This window comes from Alteromonas sp. 4NS20-0143 (genome assembly GCF_057542855.1).
The window spans coordinates 668,421-690,439 of sequence record NZ_BAAJLR010000002.1; the positions used below are offsets into that span (position 1 = coordinate 668,421).

Here is a 22,019-nt window from a genome sequence, read left to right on the forward strand (position 1 = left end):
TTATGAATCGCCCTACAGCATTTAGTATTGTAAACCTTATGGCGTGTGCTATCGCACTATCTGTTGTGTGTTATCCCGCAAATGCCTCTTATCCTGAGTCGGTTCAAAACGCAGTTAATAGAGCCGCTATTGAAGTAGATAACGAAACGGTTATTGAAACCCCTAGCGACTCGCCAAATAAAAAAGACGCTACTGCGGACACCGTCGTACTTGCCAGAGCCTTCGCCAATGATGACTTTGGAAAGTACCAAATAGCAGTATTATCCCGAGCCCTTGAAGTCACATCAGAATTCGGCGAGCTAAACATATCCCTTCACCCACAGCCCATGTCTCAAAGCCGTCAAGTGCGAAGCTTACTTGAAGGCTCTGCCGATATTATGTGGAGCGTAACGAGTAAGTCTAGAGAGCGCAAACTCACGCCTATACGACTGCCCTTACTGCGTGGTTATTCTGGCCATCGCGTCATCGTAGTAAACAAAGAGGAAAAGGCACAGTTTGACGACATAACCTCACTGGAAAGTTTAAAAGAGAAGCAGTTTGTACAGGGTTCCGATTGGCCGGATTTAACAATACTCAAAGCCAACGGATTTGGCGTAGTTAGCGAAGATTGGAGTACGTGGTTTCGTTCTATGTATCTGCTTGTTGAACGCAATGTGGTAGACGGCTTCCCTCGAAATATTATTGAGATTTATAACGACATTCAGCATTTTGACAACAACGTCTTAGCCATAGATAAGAACCACCTAATCACCTACCCCAACTACGAATATTTCTTTGTACGCCCTGATAAGCAGCAATTGGCCAATAGAATTCGCCTTGGGCTGATAAGGCTTATCGAATCAGGAGAGCTTGAAGAGATTTTCTATAGTATAGATACCCACTTACTCGCTATTGACCTGCTTAACGACCCCAAACGACAAGTACATGAATTAAACAACCCGCTCATTCCCGGCCCTCTTGACTATGCTGATTGGGTTAAAACCCCACAACTTGCGGTTAAAGCCATTGAGCTAGAGATGGGTTACCCCTCTTTAGCTATTGATGTGAATGATTAGTATATATCAGTTCTAAGCAGTTCCAATTTACCCATTGCGCTCCTACTATAAATAAAACGTAGAAAGGATTGTTTATGCCTAAGATACCCCGTTCTCCAGCTCTTGATTACACCCGTGACATGAGCGAAAAACGCAGACAGTTTATCGAAAACGAAACCAATGCATCCCTTACTCATTCGAGTCATTTTTCTCTTGAGCCAGAATCTCTGGCCGGAAATATTGAAAACTTTACCGGTGTGGCGCAAGTTCCTATTGGATTTGCAGGCCCCATGCTGGTTAACGGTGAAGCTGCACAAGGTGAGTTTTATGTGCCTATGGCGACGACAGAAGGTACGTTAGTGGCAAGCTACAGCAGGGGTATGCGCTTAACTCGGGAAGCAGGCGGCATTAAAACCACTGTGATAGACGACGCTATGCAGCGCGCACCTATGTTTGCTTTTGCTGACGCGAGAGAAGCCCTTGCCTTTGGAAAATGGATTGAGACTAACTTTGATCAGATAAAAGTTGCGAGCGAAGAAACCACTTCAGTGGGAAAACTCAGAGACATCGAACAATATGCAGTTTCAAAACTGCGCTGGCTGCGCTTTAACTTTACCTGTGGTGACGCAGCGGGTCAAAATATGGTGAGTAAAGCAACAAAAGCAGGATGCGACTGGGTATTAGACAACTACCCTGGAAACGTTGACCACTTTGTACTTGCTGCCAACTTAGACACCGATAAGAAGCACTCACACCTCAACTCATTGCACACCAGAGGCAAGCGGGTTGTTGCTGAAATCACCTTGCCTAAGCAGTTGATGACAGACATCATGCATTGTCCCCCTGAGGCGCTTTTTAAGCAGCGCCAGTATTCCAACATGGGAGCCTTAATGGCTGGCAGTGTTAACAATGGCGCTCATTTTGCCAATGGCATTACCGCGGTATTCATTGCCTGCGGTCAGGATGTGGCTAATGTCGCTGAGTCATCTGCAGGCTTCACCTATGCTGAAATTTTACCAAACGGCGACTATTACTTTTCAGTTACCATACCATCGCTCATCGTTGCGACCTATGGTGGAGGGACCGGCTTAGCAACACAGCAGGAGTGTTTAAATGTTCTGGGCTGTGCAGGAAAAGGAAAGGTGAATAAGCTCGCAGAGATCATTGCGGCGACTGTGCTATGCGGCGATCTCTCTTTGGGTTCTGCCGTTGTTGCAAATGAATGGGTGTCTAGTCATGAAAAATTGGGCAGAAACCGCTAAGCATTAGCGCATTCAGGTCGAGATATGACAAAGTATGCGCCTGCGCTCATGAACACCGCAACGCCAGCGTATGCATAAAGCGGCGCGTTGGCGAATATACAAAATATGATGAAGCTAAGCAGCATGCTGCAGCATGCCACACACTTTGTCCGTTTAGATATTGCGCCATTGTCGCGCCATGCGCGCAAGGTTTCACCGAAACGCGGGTGTTGCAACAACCAGCGCTCAAGCTTGGGCGATGAGCGTGTAAAGCAATAAAGCGCACCAATGAGAAAAACGGTGGTGGGCATAACGGGCAAGAAAGCACCAATAACACCTAAGAGTGTGAATAACGCACCGAGAACGGCGAAAAATGGCTTACCCACTTTTTTAATGATGCGAACGCTCAATTAACTCCCCTTAAGACCGCTGACAGTGACGCGTGACAGTAACAAGTCAGGACACTGACGATTCAACAAAGGCCAAATTTCGATTTGATAATAGTATTAGCGTAGCACGGGTTTGTTATTACAGCGCTGAAATCTCGCTACTTTTTTACAGTTTTTCTTTCGCTTTTACTTTCACCCATAGCGACTCCATCTCATCTAGCGATAAATCGGTTAATGAGTGATGCTGAGCGTGAGCCAGGTCCTCTACCGCGGTGAAGCGCTTTACAAACTTAATACTGGCTTTGCGCAGTGCGGTATCCGCGTCTATGTTGCAGTGCCTAGCTAAATTCACCATTGCAAAGAGTGCATCGCCAATCTCTTCTTCAATGGCGTCTTGGTTTCGGGTTGAGGCGTTAAGCTCTTGCTTAATCTCTTCTAACTCTTCTTCAACTTTATCTAACACGGGCAGAGTATCTGGCCAATCAAACCCTACTTTGGCACATTTTTTTTGCAATTTTTGTGCGTACATCAGTGCAGGCATTCCTTTAGGCACACTATCTAAAAGAGGCTCATTGTTTACTCGATGAGGCTGGCTGATGTCTGTGTTGGCCTGTTTTGCTGCTTTTCTCTCTGCTTTTTCTTGGGCCTTAATGGCCTCCCACTGCTGAGCCAGATCTTCTTGAGATAACCCTTCTTGAGATAACCCTTCTTGAGATAACCCTTCTTGAGATAACCCTTCTTGAGATAATCCTTGTTGAGAAAAGGCGGATTGACTGGTTTTGGCGCCGGTTGTTACGCTGGCCTGTTCCTGAGCAAAGACATGAGGATGGCGACGCACCAGCTTATCGCTAATGGCTGTTGCCACATCGTCAAAGTCAAACTGCCCGTCTTCTTGTGCAATGTGGGCATAAAAGACAATTTGAAACAGCAAGTCGCCTAACTCGTCTCGGATATCGTCTATATCGCCACCAGCGATAGCATCGACAACTTCATACGCCTCTTCAATAGTAAATCGCGTAAGGGACTCCATGGTCTGCTGTTGATCCCACGGGCACCCGCCGTCATCAGAGCGTAGCGCATCCATAATAGACAAAAGACGCGCCACGCCGGGCAAATTAGCTTTGCTTGCGTCTTGCATCAGTGACTCCTTTGAGCTGGCGTAGGCGAGTGATGACTTTGGACAAACTGTCTAGCGTAAGCACTTCAATAGATATAGTAATTAACGCGGTTTGACGGTTTTTATCACTTAAGCTGTTTACCCCAAGCAGCGGTACATTTTCGTTTGCCAACACGGTTGTGACATCGCGAAGTAGTCCGGTTCTGTCGTGACAATGAATATCCACCGCCGTTTCAAAGCCCACCTTGAGCTCTTGTGACCAGTTAACTTCTATTTGGCGTTCGGGGTGCTGAACCAATAAGTTCTGCAATTGGTCACAACTTTCTTTGTGAACACTGACTCCCCTGCCCTGAGTGATATACCCCATAATAGGCTCGCCAGGTACGGGCTTGCAGCAGTTCGCCAATTGACTCATAAGGTGACCAACACCTTGCACAACCACAGCGTCTTTTTTACCTGTTCCAGCAGCCGTTTTGCGGGTTTTAACTTTAGGGCTAATCTCAGGCTCTACCTGAGGCGGCTCTTGTAATTGATGAATGAAGTTAACAACCTGCATCACCCTTACATCGCCTGCGCCTACCGCAGTAAATAGGTCGTCTTTCGTCTGCAGATTAAACTTCTCACACGCTTGTGCCGGGACTTTCGTGGGTAAATGAGCACGATGAAGCTCTCGCTCTAGCAGCTCTTTACCGGCGGCAAGGTTCTTTTCTCTGTCTTGTTTTTTAAAGTATGAATGAATGGTAGCCCGTGCCCGAGAAGAATGGACATAACCCAAACCGGGATGCATCCAGTCTCTACTTGGGTTCAGCTCTTTTCCAGTGAGCACTTCCACCTGGTCGCCACTTTGCAGCAAGTAAGTAAAAGGCACGATCCTGCCATTTATTTTAGCCCCATTGCAGCGGTGCCCTACATTGCTGTGTATGTAATAGGCGAAATCTAACGGTGTAGCCCCTTGGGGTAAATCGATAACATCACCTTTCGGTGTGAACACATACACTCTGTCGTCAAATACCTGACTTCGAATTTCTTCGACTAAGTCGCCAGACTCTGCCACTTCTTCTTGCCACGCTAAAATACGACGCAGCCAGTTTATTCGCTCATCGTAACCAGACTGTTTACCCGCACTGCCCTCTTTGTACTTCCAATGAGCAGCCACGCCTAGCTCGGCATCTTGATGCATTTGCTGTGTGCGTATTTGAATTTCGATTGGCTTGCCTTTGGGCCCAACAACAACGGTGTGAATAGACTGATAGCCATTGGGTTTAGGCGTCGCGATATAGTCGTCAAATTCAGTAGGTAAATGTTTATAGTTGGCGTGAACGGTGCCAAGGGCGGCGTAACAATCTTGTAGTCTATCGGCAATAATTCTCACCGCTCGAATATCGAATAGCTGCTCAAACGTGAGCCGCTTTTTCTGCATTTTTTTCCAAATACTGAATATGTGTTTTGGTCTTCCGTACACTTCTGCACGGATGTTTTCGGTATTCATTATTCCCTGCAAATCGTCGACTATGGAATCGATATATTCAGCCCGCTCTTTGCGTTTTCCATCAAGCTGCTTGGCAATTTGCTTATAGGTAACCGGGTGCAGATAGCGAAAGGCTAAGTCTTCGAGCTCCCACTTCAATTGCCCTATACCCAGTCGATTTGCTAACGGTGCATAAATGCTAGCGCACTCCCTGGCCACCATCACGCGCGTTTCTTCATCGGCAACTTTAGCTTGCTGTAACGCGCAAATTCGCTCTGCCATTTTGATAACAACGGCGCGCACATCCTCGACCATGGCCAATAACATTCTGCGAATACTATCGGTGTGCTGTTCATCTGAAGAATCTGCGCGTTCTTTGCCGCTTAACCTGCGTGCATGAAGCGACTTGATTGCATCCATTCTGCGTACGCCAACAATAAGCTCTTTTATTTCAGCGCCAAATTCATCGCTAATATCGTCTTCATTTAAAACGTGCTGTTCACAATAGGGAAAGACGAGTGCGGCCTGAAGCGTTACGTCGTCCATATTGAGCTGACAGAGAATTTCCACCATCTCTTGACCCACAAGCAGCCGCTCGGGGGAAGCAGACACTGCTCGTAACTTTTCTTTTGTGTGACTGTGAAGCCCTAAACTATCTAACCACGCCTCAAAGGGGGGTCTATGCGCTTCGTGTACCTTTCTTGTTGATACCATATCCGTAACTCACTGCGACTGCTAACGTGTGAAAAGAGCCATCATTTCCATGTGATGGGTATAAGGAAACATTTCCACTGCCCCTGCTTTTTTCATCAAGTATCCTCCCTGGATCAATACATTTGCATCTCTTGTAAAGGTGCTTGGGTTGCAAGAAACGTACACTATTGTGCTTGGTTTCGCATTAACTAATGCCTGACAAACGGTTAAGGCGCCTTCTCTTGATGGGTCCAGCAAGACTTTGTCAAAGCCGTCATCAAGCGCGTCACTCACGTTTTTATTATTGCCTAAATCTAAATGCAGCCACTCTACGTTATCTACGCCCTGTTGTTGCGCATTTTCCTTAGCACGCTGCACCATTTCAGCCACCCCCTCCACGGCCTGAACAACCGCGCCGCGCTTTGCAATAGACAATGTAAAGTTGCCTAGACCACTAAACCAGTCGGCTATTCGCTCTTGAGGCTTCGGCGCGAGCCAAGACAACGCCTGCTCTATCATTTGGGTATTAACGGATTTATTGACCTGCACAAAATCGTTGGGCGCGGGGCTTAACGTGAATTCATCAAAACTACTCATCGTCAGTGCAGCCTCAAAGTGCAGTGGGTTAAACCGCCCTTTCTTGTTTTCCAGCACCACGTTTATACGCTCTTGCTTGGCAAACAAAGTGAGTTCACTGTATAGCTCGGGGCTAAGGGCTTTTGTATGCTTAATGGTTACCTGACACACGTTATCGCCAGCAAGTAGACCAATATGGCCGATGAACCTTGTGCTTTCACACCTTGATAGTACTGCCCGCAGCGGTGCGATAAGACGGCTTAACTCATCAACAAGTACGGGACAAGAGGTAATATCAACGATGTCGCTACTCGCCTGTGAGCGAAAACCTAGCTTGAGTTTATCCGCTCTTCTTGCGTCTAGTGCTAAACGCGCCTTTCGTCTGTAAGCTGGTTTATCGCCAGCAATCGGCGCTTGCCACACGCCATCGTCCATTGCTAATTGGCGCACCATCATCGACTTAAGCGCATTGTCTCGCTCTGTTAGGGCATGTTGAGCGTCTATATGTTGAAGCTGACACCCGCCGCATTGGTCAAACACAGGGCAAAATGGCGTTGCTCTCATAGAAGATGAATGAGTTATTGTGGTCGCTTTTGCGTTTACCACATTCTTTTTTGCATGCAAAACGCTGATATCGCAGGTTTCACCAGGTAGTGCGCCCTCGACAAAATGCACTGGTGTAGTTCGCGCTATTCCCTGTCCCATCCAATCTAGACTTTCTATGAGAAGTGGAGATTGAGTGTGATTAGTAGCATGGCTTTCAGAAGAGTCATGTTCAGATGCATAGGCTTTAGCGTCTTTGGCTTTAGAGTTTTTGATTTTAGAGGCATTGGCTTTATCAGAAAAACGCAGGTTGGCTACCTGTGCATTAGCGCTGGTTTTACGTTTCAATGTTGGGGTACTAAACAGCCCGTTTTGTTTTTTGCCTTTTGCCGGCTTATTGGGGTTTGACAAGGAAAGCTCCGTAAGGAATTTATATTTTATGCTGATTCAAGAATAACAGTAGCAACAGCATAGTGCTGTTCATCAGAAATGCTAATAACGCTGTTGGTTATCCCACGCGCTTCGCAACGCGCCGCAAATTCACCATTAAACGCCAGTGTAGGCGCACCCAGCCCGTTGTTTTGAACCTCGATATGTTGCCAGCTTATCCCATTGCCGATACCTGTACCTAACGCTTTTACTGCCGCTTCTTTCGCTGCAAAGCGCTTGGCTAAAAATCGCTGTGGTGTGCGGTGCTGTTCAAACTGCTGCAGTTCGTTGGAGGTTAATACGCGCTTGGCAAGCCTCAGCATTGCTCCCTCGTCTTTACCTAAGCGCACAATTTCTACAATGTCGGTGCCTAACCCTGCTATGGCCACTCAACTTTCCTTTTTCATAAAACCAGATAGTTGGCATTAGACGGTGCTAGTGCTTACTATAAACAAAGCGCTCATACCAAATGAGTACCGCTAGCACCATACCCCATTAAATACCGGCTCTTGCTTCCAACATAAGTTTGCGCATATCGGCAACGGCTGTGTGCAAGCCATCGAAGGCGGCGCGGGCAATAATGGCGTGTCCAATGTTAAGCTCTATTAGCTGCTTAATGGCGGCTATAGGTTTAACGTTGTGATAATGCAAACCGTGCCCTGCATTTACTTTTAGGCCCAAGCTATCGGCATACTCAATACCTTCAACCAATCGAGCGAGCTCTACTTCTTGTTGCTGCTCGTTTTCTGCCTCGGCATATTGACCCGTGTGAATTTCAATATAAGGCGCTTTACAAGCTACCGCTGCATCAATTTGTGCTTTATCGGCATCGATAAACAGCGATACCTGAATGTTGGCTGCGGCAAGGCGCTTGCAGGCCGCTTTCATAACATCGAGGTTACCCGCTACGTCAAGGCCACCTTCTGTAGTTAGCTCTTCACGCTTTTCAGGCACAAGGCAACAAAATACAGGTTTCACTTCTTCAGCAATAGCCAGCATTTCATCAGTGACTGCCATTTCTAAATTTAGACGTGTATTGATAGTTTGAGCAAGAATTCTTACGTCTCTATCTTTAATGTGTCGGCGATCTTCACGAAGGTGAACCGTTATTCCATCGGCGCCCGCGCGCTCCGCGATGTCTGCTGCATGCACAGGGTCTGGGTAGTGTGTACCTCGTGCATTTCTCAGTGTTGCAATGTGATCAATGTTTACGCCTAACAAAATTGAGCTCATATACCTGCCTAATAAGTGATTATTTACGCGGTGAAGTGTATCAAATTTTTGCTGATAATTAGATTGCTAACGGCTTGTGTTAACAGAAAATAATTTCTGCTCTCAGCTATTACAACAGATCTCGCTAGCGTTTTGGCGCCATACGGCTAAAAAGCTCTCTGCTTTTTAAGGGTTTGTCGCCAATTAATGGTCGCAGTAAATCACGACAAAGGACTTTCGCCACGCGTTTACTCAGTGGTGTGAACTCACCTTGTGCAAGGTCTAGTAAGGCCTCTCCTGGAAACCCTTTAAGATGTAATGCGTCTTCAGGAATAACCACAAACCCCGCTTCTGCTTGAAAGTTGTATTGGCGAGAGACTTCAACGGGAAGCTCGTATTCTACATCTAAGGTAAAATCGGGAAGTAGCCCCATTTCATCGAGAATGGCAAACTCGAATTGGCGCAGTGTTATCTCTACGTCGCCTTGCTCGCTCAATGACGCAAGGGCATCTTGATAGGCCTCAAAAACCAGGTCGCTTGCTAACCCAATAGGCATAATGCGATTGCAAAGTTCATTGACATACATGGCACAAAATAAGGTTGTACCGGGCAGAATAATGGAAGGAGCGGTACTTTCTACGTGGCGTAAGTTTTTTAATTCCGATTTGCCGCTAAGCTGAAGACGCAGCGCTTGAAAAGGCTGCAATAAACTTTTTTTGTCTGATTTACTATTTTTAACGCCTTTCGCTACAGCGCTTACCCTACCTTCTTCTAGGGTGAAAAAATCCACAATATAGCTGGTTTCTCGATAAGGACGACGGTGCAGTACGTACGCAGTTAACCATTCATTATTCATTATTTTTCGCTCAACCGTAACGTCTTCAACGTGTCTACGTTAGTCTGTTCTAAGCCGTTTATGGCCGTTGTATGGCTTGTGTTTAACTTGAATTAACGGCGTTAACTTATTTGATTAACTTAACCAGCCTAACTAAATTAACTGCGTTTTACCCGAACCACCTTCATGGTTTCAAACTCAATACCGGCAACCTCTTCAACGTGTCGATAGTAGGTTAGGTTTACCCTAGCACCCTTGAGGGATTTATAATTGTGCTTGCGCCGATAAATAAAGGGCACATCAATGCCTTCTAACATAATAGTGTGCCGGATCCAGTCGCCGTCTTTTTCTTCCCGTTGAACGTGAGAGACCACTTTGGCGTTGTCCGTTTGATTAAGCTTGCTATGCTTTTCTACAAGCTTTTCTCTTTCGCTTTTCACCGTTTCCAACCTTTTATGCTTTGCTAATATAAGCTTCGCGCTGCTGGCCGCAGCCTGCGCAACAAACACTGCCGTTTGCTGCTATGCAGCATCAATCTGCTCAATGATAAGCTGCACAGACTCCTGACCGCGAAACACGTTAATATCGAGTCTATAGGCAATATGCACATTTTTCACCATGGCATTAGGCCACGTTTTTAAATCAACATTAAACGCAATGGCGTCGATTTCCGTGCCCTCTTTTGACTTAACAACCATTTTTAGGTGTTTTTGCCCTACCAATCGCTGGTCGACCAACTGAAATTCACCATCAAAAAGCGGCGACTCAAACCCCTGTCCGAAGGGTCCTGCTTGACGCAGCATATGGGCAAATGGCAATGATAACTCCTCTGTGCCCAAGTCTCCGTCGGATAACAGTGCATGCGCAGTGTCGAGTTTGTCCATGTGAGCCTGAGTAATGTCCACAAAAGCTTGTTCAAATTCAGCTAGCTTAGCTACCGGTAAACTTAACCCTGCCGCCATCGCGTGGCCGCCAAACTTATCAATAACATTGGGGTATCGGGTGTTAACTTCATCAAGCACGTCTCGAATATGCACCCCCGGGATAGAGCGAGCCGAGCCTTTAATCACCTCGTCATCTTGATGAGCAAAGGCAATAACGGGTTTTAAATACTTTTCTTTTAATCGCCCTGCCACAATGCCGATGACCCCCTGGTGGAAGTCTGCGCGATATACAACCAGCGCTGCAGGCATATCGCCTTCATCAATTGACATTTTTTCTAGTGCTTCTTCAGCCTGCGCCTTCATGCCTGTCTCTATTTCTCGACGCTCTTTATTTAACGCGTCAAGTTCAGCGGCAATCATTCTCGCTTGAATCTTATCGTCTTCTAGCAAGCAGGCAATGCCTTGCGACATGTCGTCTAAACGCCCAGCGGCATTTAAACGTGGGCCAACAACAAATCCTAAGTCGGTAGAAGTCAGATGTGAACACTCTCTATTAGCAACTTCCACCAGCGCCTTTATACCCGGTCGACATTTACCGGCGCGTATGCGCTGTAAACCTTGGTGAACCAGAATTCGATTGTTTTTATCAAGAACCACCACATCGGCCACCGTGCCTACGGCAACAATATCAAGTAGTGTGGCTAAGTTTGGGGGTACTACGCCGCTTCGTTCAAAGTAACCGCGTTGCTGTAACTCAGCCTTAATGGCCAGCATAATGTAAAAAGAAACGCCAACACCGGCCAAATTTTTTGATGGGAAGGTACAGCCGGGTTGGTTCGGGTTAACAATGGCATCAGCAGGCGGAAGTGTATCGCCAGGCAAATGATGGTCGGTAACGATTACCTCTAAGCCTTTTTCTTTAGCATGGGTGACACCGTCGATACAGGAAATACCATTATCCACGGTAACAATAACGTCGGCATCCCGCTCTATGGCCACATCGACGATAGGCACACTAAGGCCGTAACCAAAATCAAAGCGGTTGGGAACCAAATAATCGATGTTGTTAAAGCCCATTAGCCTCATTGATAACAAGCATACGGCGATGCTGGTTGCCCCATCGGCATCGAAGTCTCCAACAATAATAATACGCTTATTCTGCTCTACTGCATCAGCAAGCAGCGCAGCACCAGCTTCTATTCCTTTTAGCGCTTTGTAATGGGTAAGCCCTTTAAGGCCATTTTCAAGTTCATCGGTATGACTGACTTGCCTGCCTCTATAAATTCTATCGATAACTGGATGTAACTGTGAACTAAGCATATTCGGGCTTAACTCTCGGCGCACAATAGGCAATATCATGGGGTACCACTAAGTAATGAAGCGTTGTTTCGAGGTATCGATTCTATCGCAGAGGTAGAAAGGGGTACAGTGATTCAATGAAACCAGTGTGCCTTGCCATTTAAATTTAAATTTAACGCGGACTCACTTCGCAGCATAAGTCTAAAACACGTGATGAAGAACCGTGACATTGGGTGATCAAAAATCTGAGGCATCAAAAAGAAGTTAGAGAACTGAAAGATGACAAAGCGGGAAAGACTCCCGCACTGTCACTGTTTATTTACGAGCATTGCTTTTTGACGAGCGCAGCTTATTAACAGGCTCTACTATTAACCCGCTTGCTCTAAAGCGCTGACAATAAGTGAGGCTGGTTGGTAACCAGGAATAAGTGAGCCATCTGGTAAAATAATGTTAGGAGTGCCGTTTACACCAAGTTTCTGACCGAGCTTATATTGCTCAGCCACTTTGTTTTTACACGTAGCCGATGCAACATTGTCGCCGGCTTTTGCATTGGTCAGGGCTTGCTGAGGATTCTTAGCACACCATACCGATACCATGTCATCATAATTTTCGCTGTTTAGCCCGGCGCGAGGAAAAGCTAAATAGTTTACCGTAATACCGTTGTCGTTTAACTCGCCAATTTCATTGTGAAGCTTGCGGCAGTAACCACAGGTGATATCGGTAAACACTGATATCACGTGCTTCTCATTTTTGGCTTTAAATGTGATAGACGACGCTTCCATTTCTTCTACGCCCTTAAGTCTTAACGACGTCATTGCTACCTCGGTCTCATCTCGCATCCCTTCATCGATATTGAGCACGCGAGCTTGAATAAGAAACTGACCATCATCGCTGATGTAGAAAAAGCCTCTGTCTGTAGAAACTTGAACTAAACCAGGAACAGGGGAATCGGCAATTGAATCTACGGTTAAGCCTAATACTGAGCTAAGTTTTTGTTGAATTGCGGCGTCATCGGCAGCCTGAGTAACACTACTCATCATGACTGCTGCAACAGCGATGGCGTTAATTGCGATGTTTTTTACTACTTTCACTTTAGACTTCTCCAATTGGACTCACATGGCCGCGGATGATGGTTGACGCTGGCGCAGTTTATGCGGCACGTCGCAACGACGCATTATAAAAATGTGGTTCTGACCCCATTTATTTTTTTAATCGTACCATAGGCGGTTGGAATTAAGGTAGGTGGAAGCATCCGTTTGTCGCGACTTTTGCCTGTTCCACAGCTTTCGGTACGAGTCACCTTTTGGTTAACCTGTCTCACTCTCTTTGCACTGCTACCCTCTCGGGTGGTGGCTGTGAATGAGCGTTTGCAGTCGTTCGGTGGCTACGTGGGTGTATATTTGCGTTGTCGATAAATCGCTGTGCCCCAATAGCATTTGTACCACTCTTAAATCAGCGCCGTGATTTAAAAGGTGAGTGGCAAAAGCGTGTCTTAATGTGTGGGGAGACAAGTGCTGCTCTATTCCCGCTTTCACAGCATAATATTTAATACGATGCCAAAAGGTCTGACGGGTCATTTGCTGCCCTCGGCGACTTAAAAACACCACGTCAGATTGCTTGGTAGCCAGCATAGGCCTTGCCGTTTTGATATACACTAAGAGCCACTCGATGGCCTCTTCGCCAAGGGGCACTAAGCGCTCTTTATCGCCCTTACCGACTACGCGAACCACGCCTTGCTGCAAACTTATCTGATCCATGGTCAGCCCAATTAGCTCACTCACTCGAAGGCCAGTGGCATACAGCACTTCAAGCATACTCTTATCTCGACACTCGATAGGATCGTCAGTGAGCGGCGCTGCCAATAGGTCTTCCACTTGCTGTTCGCTGAGTGAAGTCGGCAATGATTTGGGCGTTTTGGGGTTAGACAGGGTCGACACTGGGCTGTCTACGCGAACCTGTTTAGCAATCAAAAATACATAGAACGACCTTATAGCGCTTAACGCCCGCTGAGTACTTCGACTCGATAGGCCCTGTTCGTAGCGGTAGGCTAAATAGTCTTGAAGCTGTTCAGTAGTGACAACAGCAAGGTCTTTAACTCCCTCGTTGTTAAAGTAAATCGCAAGTTTTTTTAAGTCGGTTCGGTAACTTTGCTGGGTATGCTCAGATAGTCCTTTTTCTAGCCACAGCATCTCAATAAAATTATCAATGTGCGCTTGGCTAGCGGCAGGCACATAGGTTAACTGTCTTGTTGTCTGTGTCATGGAAATATCACAATAGCGTTAGCATTTGAAAACCTCAAAAAAAGCCCATCAAAAGCTCCGTTTAAATCCCCGTTTGAAAACGCACTGCACGCCATATTAAAAGTCACGTCGCTGTTTAATAAGCTCATAGGCAGACTGAATATCCTGCGCTTTTTTCTTTGCAATCTCCATGGCTTGTTCAGGTAAACCTTTTGAAATCAGCTTATCCGGGTGATGCTCTGACATTCGCTTGCGGTAGGCCCGTTTAATGGTTTTTTCATCGTCTGATGCGCTAACGCCTAAAATACGATAGGCATCATCGAGGGTCTGCTGCGCGGAATAAGGCGCTTGCTGCTGGCGTGAATGCTGACGTCTACCGTTTGCTTGTCCTCGCTGGCCTCCTTGCTGTCCTTCCCGCTGGCGAAAGCGAAGCTCAGCTTCAAACATAGAAATTAAGTAGTCGAGGTCACGACGTCTAAAACCAAGAGGCTTAGCGACTTTTTCAAGCACCACATATTCTTCTTGTGAAAGCTGGCCGTCGGCAAATGCAGCTTGGATCAAAATCTCCAAAAACACTTGTAGAATATCTCGTCGACCATGCGTTGCCTCATAAAAGCCCTTGAGCATATCGGCAAGCGGAAAGTCTCGTGCTTTCCCTTCTCTGAATGCATCTTGGGCCTCGCGACGGGCATCACCGGTTAACTGCATTTCATCCATTAGCGAAGTGGCTATCTGAATTTCTCTGTCTGTCACTTTCCCATCAGACTTTGCGAGATGTCCAAGGGCACTAAACAAACTATGAAAGAATATGGCCTGCTGTTTGAGGGAGTTTTGGTCGCTGAAGAATCGGCCAAAGCCACCCATTCTATTGAAGTTTTGGCTGTATGCTTTGTCGAAGAAGTGGCCAACCACTAACCCTAAAACGATGCCAAGAAAATGTTTCAAAAACATGAAACCAAAGAGGGCTCCGAGAACCTTACCCCAAAAAGACATTAAATTGCGCTCCTGTAGTGCTACCTTTGGCAACATCAGCTTTGTGATTTTCACAACAACTATATCAAAGACATGCCTACAGTGAAGCAGCAATGTTTGATGTATTTGCCGTTCTTAGAGGGTTATTGTGTGTAAAACGCCCTACTTCAACCTAAAAATGCGTATTATTGTGATATTTTTTTGGACGAACGGTTGGTAATTGGTTCAGAAGTGCTTAGAATTGACCGGCTGTAGTCTACATTAAACGTTGGCGGTCTCTCGACAGTGTATCGACAGTCTTTCAACTTGGCCCGCTGCGTTTAAAACGTCTGCCGCCAGCACATTTTAAACACAGCACCGAACTTAAAAAGACCTACAGCGTCTTATACGGGGTTAAACGCATTATATTATTTAACAGGCCGCCTTTTTACGCATGAAAAATACCTGCGCCTTGCTCGTTTTCGCGACTCTATTGCCTATCGTCGCGTTTGCACAGGACACCTCCACATCGATAGCTGCTCCGTTGGCTTTTTGCAGTGCTGAACCGGTTTCGTTCAGTAGCAATAAGCTAATGGAAAAAGGCCATATAAAGGTAGAAGCAAATCGTACTGAGATTGTTGAAAACAAGGTAGCTCTGTTCTCTGGCAACGTTGATATAACCTCGGACACTGCGGTGATTAGTGCATCTCAAGCACAAGTGAACAGCGGTGGCAAAGATGTTATCGCCAAGGGCGATGTGACCTACCAAGATTCAGCGCTAAAAGTGCAAAGCGATACTGTGTCATTGCGTTCTGAAGAAGAACGCTTAGAAATGACCAATACCAAGTATGAACTCACCGGTTTTGTTGGTCAGGGCGCAGCGAAAGATATTGTGTTGGACACCGATACTGGGATAGTACTTAAGGAAGTCAGCTTTACCACATGCCCAGAAGGCGATGAAGACTGGTTAATCAGGGCCAGCGAAATAAGCCTGGAGAAAGGCACCGCGTGGGGCCAAGCCAAGCACACTCGCTTTTATATCGCTGACGTCCCCGTATTTTACCTGCCCTACTTTGCTTTTCCTGTGAGCAATGAGCGTCAGACAGGTCTGCTTTTTCCAGAATTAACCAGCTCTAGTCGAACAGGCGTAGACTACACCCAACCTTTTTACTGGAATATTGCCCCTAATTACGACATGACCATTTCTCCTCGCTTAATGACGAGACGCGGGGTTCAGCTCAATACTGAATTTCGTTACTTAACGGAAAAAAGTGAGGGTATGGCCTATGTGGAATACCTTCCAAGCGATAGCGATATTGACGGTAATCCAGACCGCTATTTTTATCGATTACAACATCAAGGGCTTGTTGGTGATAACTGGCTACTCAATATCGATTTTAATGGATTAAGCGACGATAACTATCTGCTTGACCTTGGTTCTGATTATTACAGCCGTTCCGACACTCACCTATATCGCAGCGTCGGACTTAGTTATTACGACGAAAACTTATCAGTCAACGTTGAGGTAAAAGACTTTGAAGTGCTTGGAGATACCGCCGACAGTTATCGCGCAGTACCTCAAGTAAAAGTTAATTACAGTACCGAAATGTGGCGCTATTTTGAGTTCAGCTTAGACTCGGAAATAGCCCATTTCGACAACACACTTGATACCGCGCCAACGGCCACACGTTTTCACATCGCTCCTACATTGGCGTTACCTTTACGAGCGGCATGGGGAGAAGTGGTAGCTGAAACGTCGCTGTTTCAAACCGTATACAAGCAAGATAATGTTGAAGGGACCGCATTAGAAGAAGATGTAGAGCGAAGTCTTGGGCAAGCAAGACTGTACGGTGCGCTATATTTTGAAAGAGATACCTCTTGGTTTAATGATGAACTGTCCATGACCTTCGAACCAAAAGTACAGTATTTGTATACCTCATATGAAGACCAAACTGCTATTGGTTTATACGACTCCACGGCCCTTTTAACCGACGTTGAAGGCCTGTTTCGCGGGCAGGAATTCACAGGCCTTGACCGCATTAACGACAACAATCAAATTACCCTTGGCGCAACGACTCGCATGTTAGATAAAAACAATCGGGAACAATTTGTTCTTAGTGTGGGTCAGATATTCTATCTTGAAGACAACAAGGTGATAGCAGCAACAAAAGATCAGGACCGTTCTGCCCTTGCCGCCGAGATAGACTGGCGCTTTGACCAAAATTGGTATTTCCACTCCGACGTTCAGGTAACCACCGACACCGATAAGGTTGACTTGAGCAGCGTTGGAATAGAATACAGAAAAGATGCATCTCGCTTTCTTCAACTTAGCCATCGTTATGTTCGCAATTTAAGTGGCGAGACAATTGATCAAATTGGAATATCTGCCAGCTGGCCTATTAACAAAAACTGGCAATGGGTTGGCAGAACGTACAGAGATTTAGAAAGAAACCGCAGTGTCGAAACCTACGCAGGCCTGCAATATGAATCTTGCTGCTGGGCTGTGCGCTTTGTGGCCCAGCGAACGCTTAACAATCGTTTTAACGACAATGGTGAGCAAACCACAGACGATTTTGACTCAGGGGTTTCACTGCAGTTTATTTTCAAAGGAATTGGCTCGATGGCGAGCAGAAGAAGCATGCTGGAAGACGGTATGTTTGGCTATCGACAGCCTTATAGTTTAAATTAACCCGTAATTACGCACCGATTAAACGTGCGTTAATACATTAACCAATAATAAAAGAGTGTGTATGAAGTTCATTATCCGTGCATTGATGTTAGGTGCAGTACTCTCATTTAGCAGTATGGCACAAGAGGTCATGCTTGATCGCGTTTCCGTGATTGTTGACCAAGGTGTAGTGCTAGAAAGCGAAATCGCTGCACTAGTAAAAGAAGTAAAGCGCAACGCAGAGGCGAACAATCAAGAGCTTCCCTCAGATCGCGCCCTAAGAACTCAGGCCATTGAGCGCTTAATAACCAAAAATCTTCAGCTTCAAATGGCTGACCGTATGGGTATTCAAATTAGCGATCCACAGCTAGAGCAAACCATTGGTAACATTGCGGCAAATCAAAATGCCTCTATGGAACAATTGAGAACTCAACTCGCTGCAGAAGGCATTGCGTATGACGACTACCGCGAAGACATTCGTGAAGAAATCATCATGGGCGAAGTTAGACGGGCCAATGTTCGTCGTCGTGTTTATATTACGCCACAAGAAATTGATACGTTAATGGGTCTTATAGAGCAGCAAGGTGCAGAGCAAGCAGAATACCGCCTTGGTCATATTCTTATCGGTTTCCCTGCCGACCCTACCGACGAAGATATCCAAGCCTCTCGTGAAAGAGCGGAAAAGGTTATCTCGTTACTCGAGTCTGGCTCAGATTTCACTAAAATTGCTATCGCATCATCGTCGGGTAATGAAGCCCTTGAAGGTGGTGACATGGGTTGGTTAAACATCAACGCAATGCCGACGCTGTTTGCTGAAGCCGTGCAAAACAAAGAAGTGGATTCATTGGTAGGCCCCATTCGAAGTGGCGCCGGTTTCCACATACTAAAAGTCGTTGATACCCGCGGTATTGAGAAAGTGACGGTGCAAGAAGTTAATTCTCGTCATATTTTGGTTAAGCCTTCTATTATTCTTAGTGAAGATAAAGCGAAGGACATGCTTGCTGGTTTTAAAGAAGACGTAATAGCTGGCGAAGCTGAATTTGAAGAGCTGGCTAAAGAATATTCAGAAGACCCTGGTTCAGCCCTTCGCGGCGGAAATCTTGGTTGGTCTAACCCAGATAACTACGTACCTGCATTTAAAGACGCGCTGGCAAACCTTGAGCCAGGTGAGTTTAGTGAGCCTGTGCGCTCAGTTCACGGTTGGCATTTAATTCAGCTTATTGAACGTCGCGTTGACGATGCAACTGATAAGCGCAAAGAAGAAAAGGCCTATCAGCTGATCTTTAATAGGAAGTTTGCCGAAGAAACAGAAAACTGGCTTCGTGAAATGCGCGACGCAGCGTATATCGAAGTTATCGAGTCTTAAACTATAAGTTATTCATGAGCAGACCAATTAAAATAGCAGTAACGCCGGGCGAACCAGCGGGCATCGGGCCAGATTTGATCATTAAACTGGCCCAAGAAGAATGGCAAGCTCAGCTTGTTGTATTTGCCGATAGCGATATGCTTACGGCACGTGCCAAGGATCTTGGCATTCCTTTAACACTAGTCGATTACGACCCCGACAACGCTGATATTCAAGCGCCGGGGTCATTGTTTATAAAGCATATCGATAAGTCGGCAGACGTTGTTGCCGGTACACTCGATAGTGAGAACGGCCTGTACGTAGTGGAAACACTGCGCCAAGCCTGCCAGGCCAACATTGATGGTGATTTTGATGCTGTGGTGACTGGCCCAGTTCACAAAGGCATTATTAACAAAGCGGGTGTTTCTTTTAGTGGTCACACTGAGTTTTTTGCCTACCAGTCAAATACGATTGATGTGGTGATGTTGCTTTCTACAGAAGGGCTCAACGTTGCACTGGCCACCACACATATTCCTTTAGAGTATGTTGCAAAAGCCATTACGGGCACTCGCCTTCACAAAGTGATTCATATTATTCATACCGATTTAAAGCTTAAATTTGGTATTAAAGAACCACGTATTTACGTGTGTGGACTGAACCCTCATGCGGGAGAAGACGGTCATATTGGTACTGAAGAAATCCGTACCATCACGCCTGCCCTCAACGAGCTTCGCGAAGAAGGGCTTGATATCATCGGCCCACTCCCCGCAGACACCATTTTTCAACCTAAATACCTGCAAGATGCCGACGTTGTGTTGGCGATGTACCATGACCAGGGCTTACCTGTGTTAAAGTACAAGGGGTTCGGCGCGGCGGTAAACATCACTCTGGGTTTACCCTTCATTCGTACATCGGTAGACCACGGTACTGCGCTTGATTTAGCCGGTACTGGAAATGCCGACGCCGGTAGTTTCAGAAAAGCATTGGAAAAAGCCATTGAGCTTGCGCAGCATCAACAATGAGTAAAACACACTTAGGCCACACGGCACGAAAACGATTTGGGCAAAACTTTCTTCACGACGATTATGTGATTGGAAAGATTGTTGCGGCTATCGCCCCCAAAAATGAACAAAACTTGGTTGAAATAGGACCGGGTTTAGGCGCGCTTACCGACCCGGTATGCGAAGAAGTAGACAGACTCACTGTTATTGAACTTGATAGAGATTTGGCCAAGCGCCTGCGTCAACACCCGTTTAATGGTGAAAAGCTCAACGTTATTGAGCAAGATGCAATGACAATGGATTTCTGCGCATTATCAAAAGAAATGCCTGATAGCGACCGTAAGCTTCGAGTATTTGGCAATCTTCCATACAACATCTCAACGCCACTTATGTTTCACCTTTTTGATCACGCGCCCTGCATTGAAGATATGCACTTTATGCTGCAAAAAGAAGTGGTAAACAGACTGGCCGCTGGCCCTGGTTCAAAAAGCTATGGCCGCCTTTCGGTAATGGCGCAATATTACTGTCATGTTATTCCTGTACTAAATGTACCACCAGGTGCTTTTAACCCGCCGCCTAAAGTAGATTCAGCGGTTGTTAAACTTGTACCTCACAGTGTACCGCCTGTTCAGGTAGAATCGCTAAGCACCCTTGAAAGAGTCTGTGCTCAAGCATTTAACCAGCGCAGAAAAACAATTCGTAATTCTTTGAAAGACTGTTTAAGTGAAGAAGAAATCACTGAGCTGGGCCTCGACCCGAAGTGTCGCGCCGAAACGCTCTCACTGACTGATTTTGCTACCATTGCAAATGCCGTTTCTAGCAAAGAATACCACCAAGAGTCTTAGTTTTTTCTATGCATGAATTAGATATCCAAGTGCGAGTGAAAACTCGCCACTTGCCTGAACATCTCCCCTCCGATTCCGCGCAATTCGCATTTGCCTATCACATTACGATTGAAAACAAGAGTGATGAAACCGTTCAGTTGATTAATCGCTACTGGCGTATTACTGATGCAAATGAAAAAACGTCTGAGGTTGAGGGTGCAGGTGTTGTGGGAAAACAGCCTATACTGAAACCTAATGAAAGTTTTGAATATACCAGTGGCGCGGTAATCGATACCCCTGTAGGCAACATGGAAGGGTATTATGAAATGGAGCGCGAAAATGGTGAGCGCTTCAGACTCCCTATCGATGTATTTAGACTTGCGATTCCCCATATACTGCATTAAGGATGAATGATGGCTAAAGGCAACACTTATGTCATTGGCGATATTCAGGGCTGCTACGATGGGTTACGACGCATTTTAGACAAAGCCAAGTTTGACCCTTCCAAAGACACGCTTTACGCCGTGGGCGACTTAGTGGCACGCGGAGAAGACTCCCTCAGCACACTGCGATTTTTAAAGTCCCTTGGAAACAGTTTTTCTAGCGTACTTGGCAATCACGACCTCCACTTCTTGGCTACGCTCAATCATATTCACAATGCCAAAAAGTCTGACAATTTAGACCCTCTGCTAAACGCCAGCGATGTCAAAGAGCTAGAGACATGGCTGCGCCAGTTTCCCTTAGCGGCCAAGTTAGACAAACACACGCTAATTGTCCACGCTGGTCTTTATCCAAGCTGGTCAATGAAAAAAGCACTGTCGCTCAGTAATGAGGTGTCTGAAGCCTTAAAGGGGCCTGATTACGTCAACCTCTTAAAAACGATGTATGGCAACACGCCAGTGAAATGGTCGAAAGAACTTAGCAAAGAAGAGCAGCGCCGCTTTACTGTCAATGCGTGTACGCGAATGCGCTTTGTCACGGAATCAGGGGAGCTCAATTTTGACAACAAATCCCATCCCGATAGCGCGACAGATGACATCAAGCCATGGTTTAAGCTGCAAAACCCGAAGCTAAAAGCCAAGCAAAAGGTCATATTTGGTCATTGGGCTGCCCTTTCTGGTGAGACACAGTCGCCTCAATTCGTTGGTCTTGATACTGGCTATGTGTGGGGACAAACCTTAACCCTAATGAACCATACATCTGGTGAGCTCATCACGCTCACTGCTTGAGGGTAAAAGCACTTTCCATATACCTTCTCCTCCTAATTCCC

The 22,019-nt window shown here is 46.2% G+C and carries 20 protein-coding genes; 8 read left to right on the forward strand and 12 right to left on the reverse strand.

The window, feature by feature from the left end:
* The first annotated feature begins 2 nt into the window (after positions 1-2).
* Both AC27HD_RS06660 and AC27HD_RS06665 read left to right on the forward strand, forming a co-directional pair.
* Complete coding sequence (locus tag AC27HD_RS06660) at positions 3-1,055, forward strand: hypothetical protein (RefSeq protein WP_487104564.1); 1,053 nt, start codon at positions 3-5, stop codon at positions 1,053-1,055.
* 74 nt (positions 1,056-1,129) lie between these two features.
* Positions 1,130-2,296: a hydroxymethylglutaryl-CoA reductase gene (locus tag AC27HD_RS06665; RefSeq protein WP_032096324.1), complete on the forward strand. Its 1,167-nt coding sequence runs from the start codon at positions 1,130-1,132 to the stop codon at positions 2,294-2,296.
* Here the strand turns inward: AC27HD_RS06665 and AC27HD_RS06670 are convergent.
* The 12 genes from AC27HD_RS06670 to djlA form a co-directional block, all read right to left on the reverse strand.
* Positions 2,293-2,685 (reverse strand): YbaN family protein, encoded by a 393-nt coding sequence (locus tag AC27HD_RS06670; protein WP_487104566.1) that lies wholly within the window; start codon positions 2,683-2,685, stop codon positions 2,293-2,295. The genes AC27HD_RS06665 and AC27HD_RS06670 overlap by 4 nt on opposite strands.
* A 145-nt stretch (positions 2,686-2,830) precedes the next feature.
* The gene (gene mazG, locus AC27HD_RS06675; RefSeq protein WP_487104568.1) at positions 2,831-3,802 is read right to left on the reverse strand and encodes a nucleoside triphosphate pyrophosphohydrolase; all 972 of its coding nucleotides are present in this window, start codon (positions 3,800-3,802) and stop codon (positions 2,831-2,833) included.
* Complete coding sequence (gene relA / locus AC27HD_RS06680) at positions 3,780-5,963, reverse strand: GTP diphosphokinase (RefSeq protein WP_032096322.1); 2,184 nt, start codon at positions 5,961-5,963, stop codon at positions 3,780-3,782. The genes mazG and relA overlap by 23 nt, the downstream gene beginning before the upstream one ends.
* 21 nt (positions 5,964-5,984) lie before the next feature.
* Positions 5,985-7,472, reverse strand: a complete 1,488-nt coding sequence (rlmD, locus tag AC27HD_RS06685) for a 23S rRNA (uracil(1939)-C(5))-methyltransferase RlmD (protein ID WP_487104570.1) — start codon at positions 7,470-7,472, stop codon at positions 5,985-5,987.
* Positions 7,473-7,498: 26 nt separating this feature from the next.
* The gene (gene acpS, locus AC27HD_RS06690) at positions 7,499-7,879 is read right to left on the reverse strand and encodes a holo-ACP synthase (protein WP_487104572.1); all 381 of its coding nucleotides are present in this window, start codon (positions 7,877-7,879) and stop codon (positions 7,499-7,501) included.
* Positions 7,880-7,985: 106 nt separating this feature from the next.
* Positions 7,986-8,723 carry a pyridoxine 5'-phosphate synthase gene (pdxJ, locus tag AC27HD_RS06695; RefSeq protein WP_032096319.1) on the reverse strand — a complete coding sequence of 246 codons (738 nt, stop codon included), beginning with the start codon at positions 8,721-8,723 and terminating at the stop codon, positions 7,986-7,988.
* Positions 8,724-8,847: 124 nt separating this feature from the next.
* On the reverse strand, positions 8,848-9,558 hold the full coding sequence (recO, locus tag AC27HD_RS06700; RefSeq protein WP_032096318.1) for a DNA repair protein RecO: 711 nt from the start codon (positions 9,556-9,558) through the stop codon (positions 8,848-8,850).
* A 137-nt stretch (positions 9,559-9,695) separates the two neighbouring features.
* Complete coding sequence (locus AC27HD_RS06705; protein WP_487104575.1) at positions 9,696-9,977, reverse strand: hypothetical protein; 282 nt, start codon at positions 9,975-9,977, stop codon at positions 9,696-9,698.
* An 81-nt stretch (positions 9,978-10,058) separates the two neighbouring features.
* Positions 10,059-11,780: a single-stranded-DNA-specific exonuclease RecJ gene (gene recJ, locus AC27HD_RS06710; RefSeq protein WP_487104577.1), complete on the reverse strand. Its 1,722-nt coding sequence runs from the start codon at positions 11,778-11,780 to the stop codon at positions 10,059-10,061.
* A 308-nt stretch (positions 11,781-12,088) separates the two neighbouring features.
* Positions 12,089-12,793, reverse strand: coding sequence for a bifunctional protein-disulfide isomerase/oxidoreductase DsbC (gene dsbC, locus AC27HD_RS06715; RefSeq protein ID WP_487104714.1), 705 nt, complete (start codon positions 12,791-12,793; stop codon positions 12,089-12,091).
* Positions 12,794-13,054: 261 nt separating this feature from the next.
* Complete coding sequence (gene xerD, locus AC27HD_RS06720) at positions 13,055-13,981, reverse strand: site-specific tyrosine recombinase XerD (protein WP_052010201.1); 927 nt, start codon at positions 13,979-13,981, stop codon at positions 13,055-13,057.
* 96 nt (positions 13,982-14,077) lie between these two features.
* A complete protein-coding gene (gene djlA, locus AC27HD_RS06725) occupies positions 14,078-14,953 on the reverse strand; it encodes a co-chaperone DjlA (protein WP_487104579.1) in 876 nt (291 codons plus the stop codon).
* 412 nt (positions 14,954-15,365) lie between these two features.
* On the opposite strand from djlA, the gene AC27HD_RS06730 reads away from it, so the two are divergent.
* The 6 genes from AC27HD_RS06730 (at position 15,366) to AC27HD_RS06755 (ending at position 21,978) form a co-directional block, all read left to right on the forward strand.
* A complete protein-coding gene (locus tag AC27HD_RS06730; RefSeq protein WP_487104581.1) occupies positions 15,366-17,600 on the forward strand; it encodes an LPS-assembly protein LptD in 2,235 nt (744 codons plus the stop codon).
* 61 nt (positions 17,601-17,661) lie between these two features.
* Positions 17,662-18,945, forward strand: coding sequence for a peptidylprolyl isomerase SurA (gene surA, locus AC27HD_RS06735; protein WP_032096315.1), 1,284 nt, complete (start codon positions 17,662-17,664; stop codon positions 18,943-18,945).
* Positions 18,946-18,959: 14 nt separating this feature from the next.
* Positions 18,960-19,946 carry a 4-hydroxythreonine-4-phosphate dehydrogenase PdxA gene (gene pdxA, locus AC27HD_RS06740; protein WP_032096314.1) on the forward strand — a complete coding sequence of 329 codons (987 nt, stop codon included), beginning with the start codon at positions 18,960-18,962 and terminating at the stop codon, positions 19,944-19,946.
* Positions 19,943-20,770, forward strand: coding sequence for a 16S rRNA (adenine(1518)-N(6)/adenine(1519)-N(6))-dimethyltransferase RsmA (gene rsmA / locus AC27HD_RS06745; RefSeq protein ID WP_032096313.1), 828 nt, complete (start codon positions 19,943-19,945; stop codon positions 20,768-20,770). Before pdxA ends, rsmA begins: the two co-directional genes overlap by 4 nt.
* A gap of 8 nt (positions 20,771-20,778) precedes the next feature.
* Positions 20,779-21,153: a Co2+/Mg2+ efflux protein ApaG gene (apaG, locus tag AC27HD_RS06750; RefSeq protein ID WP_032096312.1), complete on the forward strand. Its 375-nt coding sequence runs from the start codon at positions 20,779-20,781 to the stop codon at positions 21,151-21,153.
* 9 nt (positions 21,154-21,162) lie between these two features.
* Positions 21,163-21,978, forward strand: coding sequence for a symmetrical bis(5'-nucleosyl)-tetraphosphatase (locus AC27HD_RS06755; protein WP_032096311.1), 816 nt, complete (start codon positions 21,163-21,165; stop codon positions 21,976-21,978).
* Positions 21,979-22,019 lie beyond the last annotated feature (41 nt).

Coding starts and splice junctions, on each gene's coding strand:
- mazG (WP_487104568.1), bottom strand. CDS start 3,802: ATGCAAGACGCAAGCAAAGCTAATTTGCCCGGCGTGGCGCGTCTTTTG.
- AC27HD_RS06755 (WP_032096311.1), top strand. CDS start 21,163: ATGGCTAAAGGCAACACTTATGTCATTGGCGATATTCAGGGCTGCTAC.
- surA (WP_032096315.1), top strand. CDS start 17,662: ATGAAGTTCATTATCCGTGCATTGATGTTAGGTGCAGTACTCTCATTT.
- apaG (WP_032096312.1), top strand. CDS start 20,779: ATGCATGAATTAGATATCCAAGTGCGAGTGAAAACTCGCCACTTGCCT.
- AC27HD_RS06660 (WP_487104564.1), top strand. CDS start 3: ATGAATCGCCCTACAGCATTTAGTATTGTAAACCTTATGGCGTGTGCT.
- rsmA (WP_032096313.1), top strand. CDS start 19,943: ATGAGTAAAACACACTTAGGCCACACGGCACGAAAACGATTTGGGCAA.
- xerD (WP_052010201.1), bottom strand. CDS start 13,981: ATGACACAGACAACAAGACAGTTAACCTATGTGCCTGCCGCTAGCCAA.
- recO (WP_032096318.1), bottom strand. CDS start 9,558: ATGAATAATGAATGGTTAACTGCGTACGTACTGCACCGTCGTCCTTAT.
- djlA (WP_487104579.1), bottom strand. CDS start 14,953: ATGTCTTTTTGGGGTAAGGTTCTCGGAGCCCTCTTTGGTTTCATGTTT.
- relA (WP_032096322.1), bottom strand. CDS start 5,963: ATGGTATCAACAAGAAAGGTACACGAAGCGCATAGACCCCCCTTTGAG.
- AC27HD_RS06730 (WP_487104581.1), top strand. CDS start 15,366: ATGAAAAATACCTGCGCCTTGCTCGTTTTCGCGACTCTATTGCCTATC.
- AC27HD_RS06665 (WP_032096324.1), top strand. CDS start 1,130: ATGCCTAAGATACCCCGTTCTCCAGCTCTTGATTACACCCGTGACATG.
- pdxA (WP_032096314.1), top strand. CDS start 18,960: ATGAGCAGACCAATTAAAATAGCAGTAACGCCGGGCGAACCAGCGGGC.
- recJ (WP_487104577.1), bottom strand. CDS start 11,780: ATGATATTGCCTATTGTGCGCCGAGAGTTAAGCCCGAATATGCTTAGT.
- pdxJ (WP_032096319.1), bottom strand. CDS start 8,723: ATGAGCTCAATTTTGTTAGGCGTAAACATTGATCACATTGCAACACTG.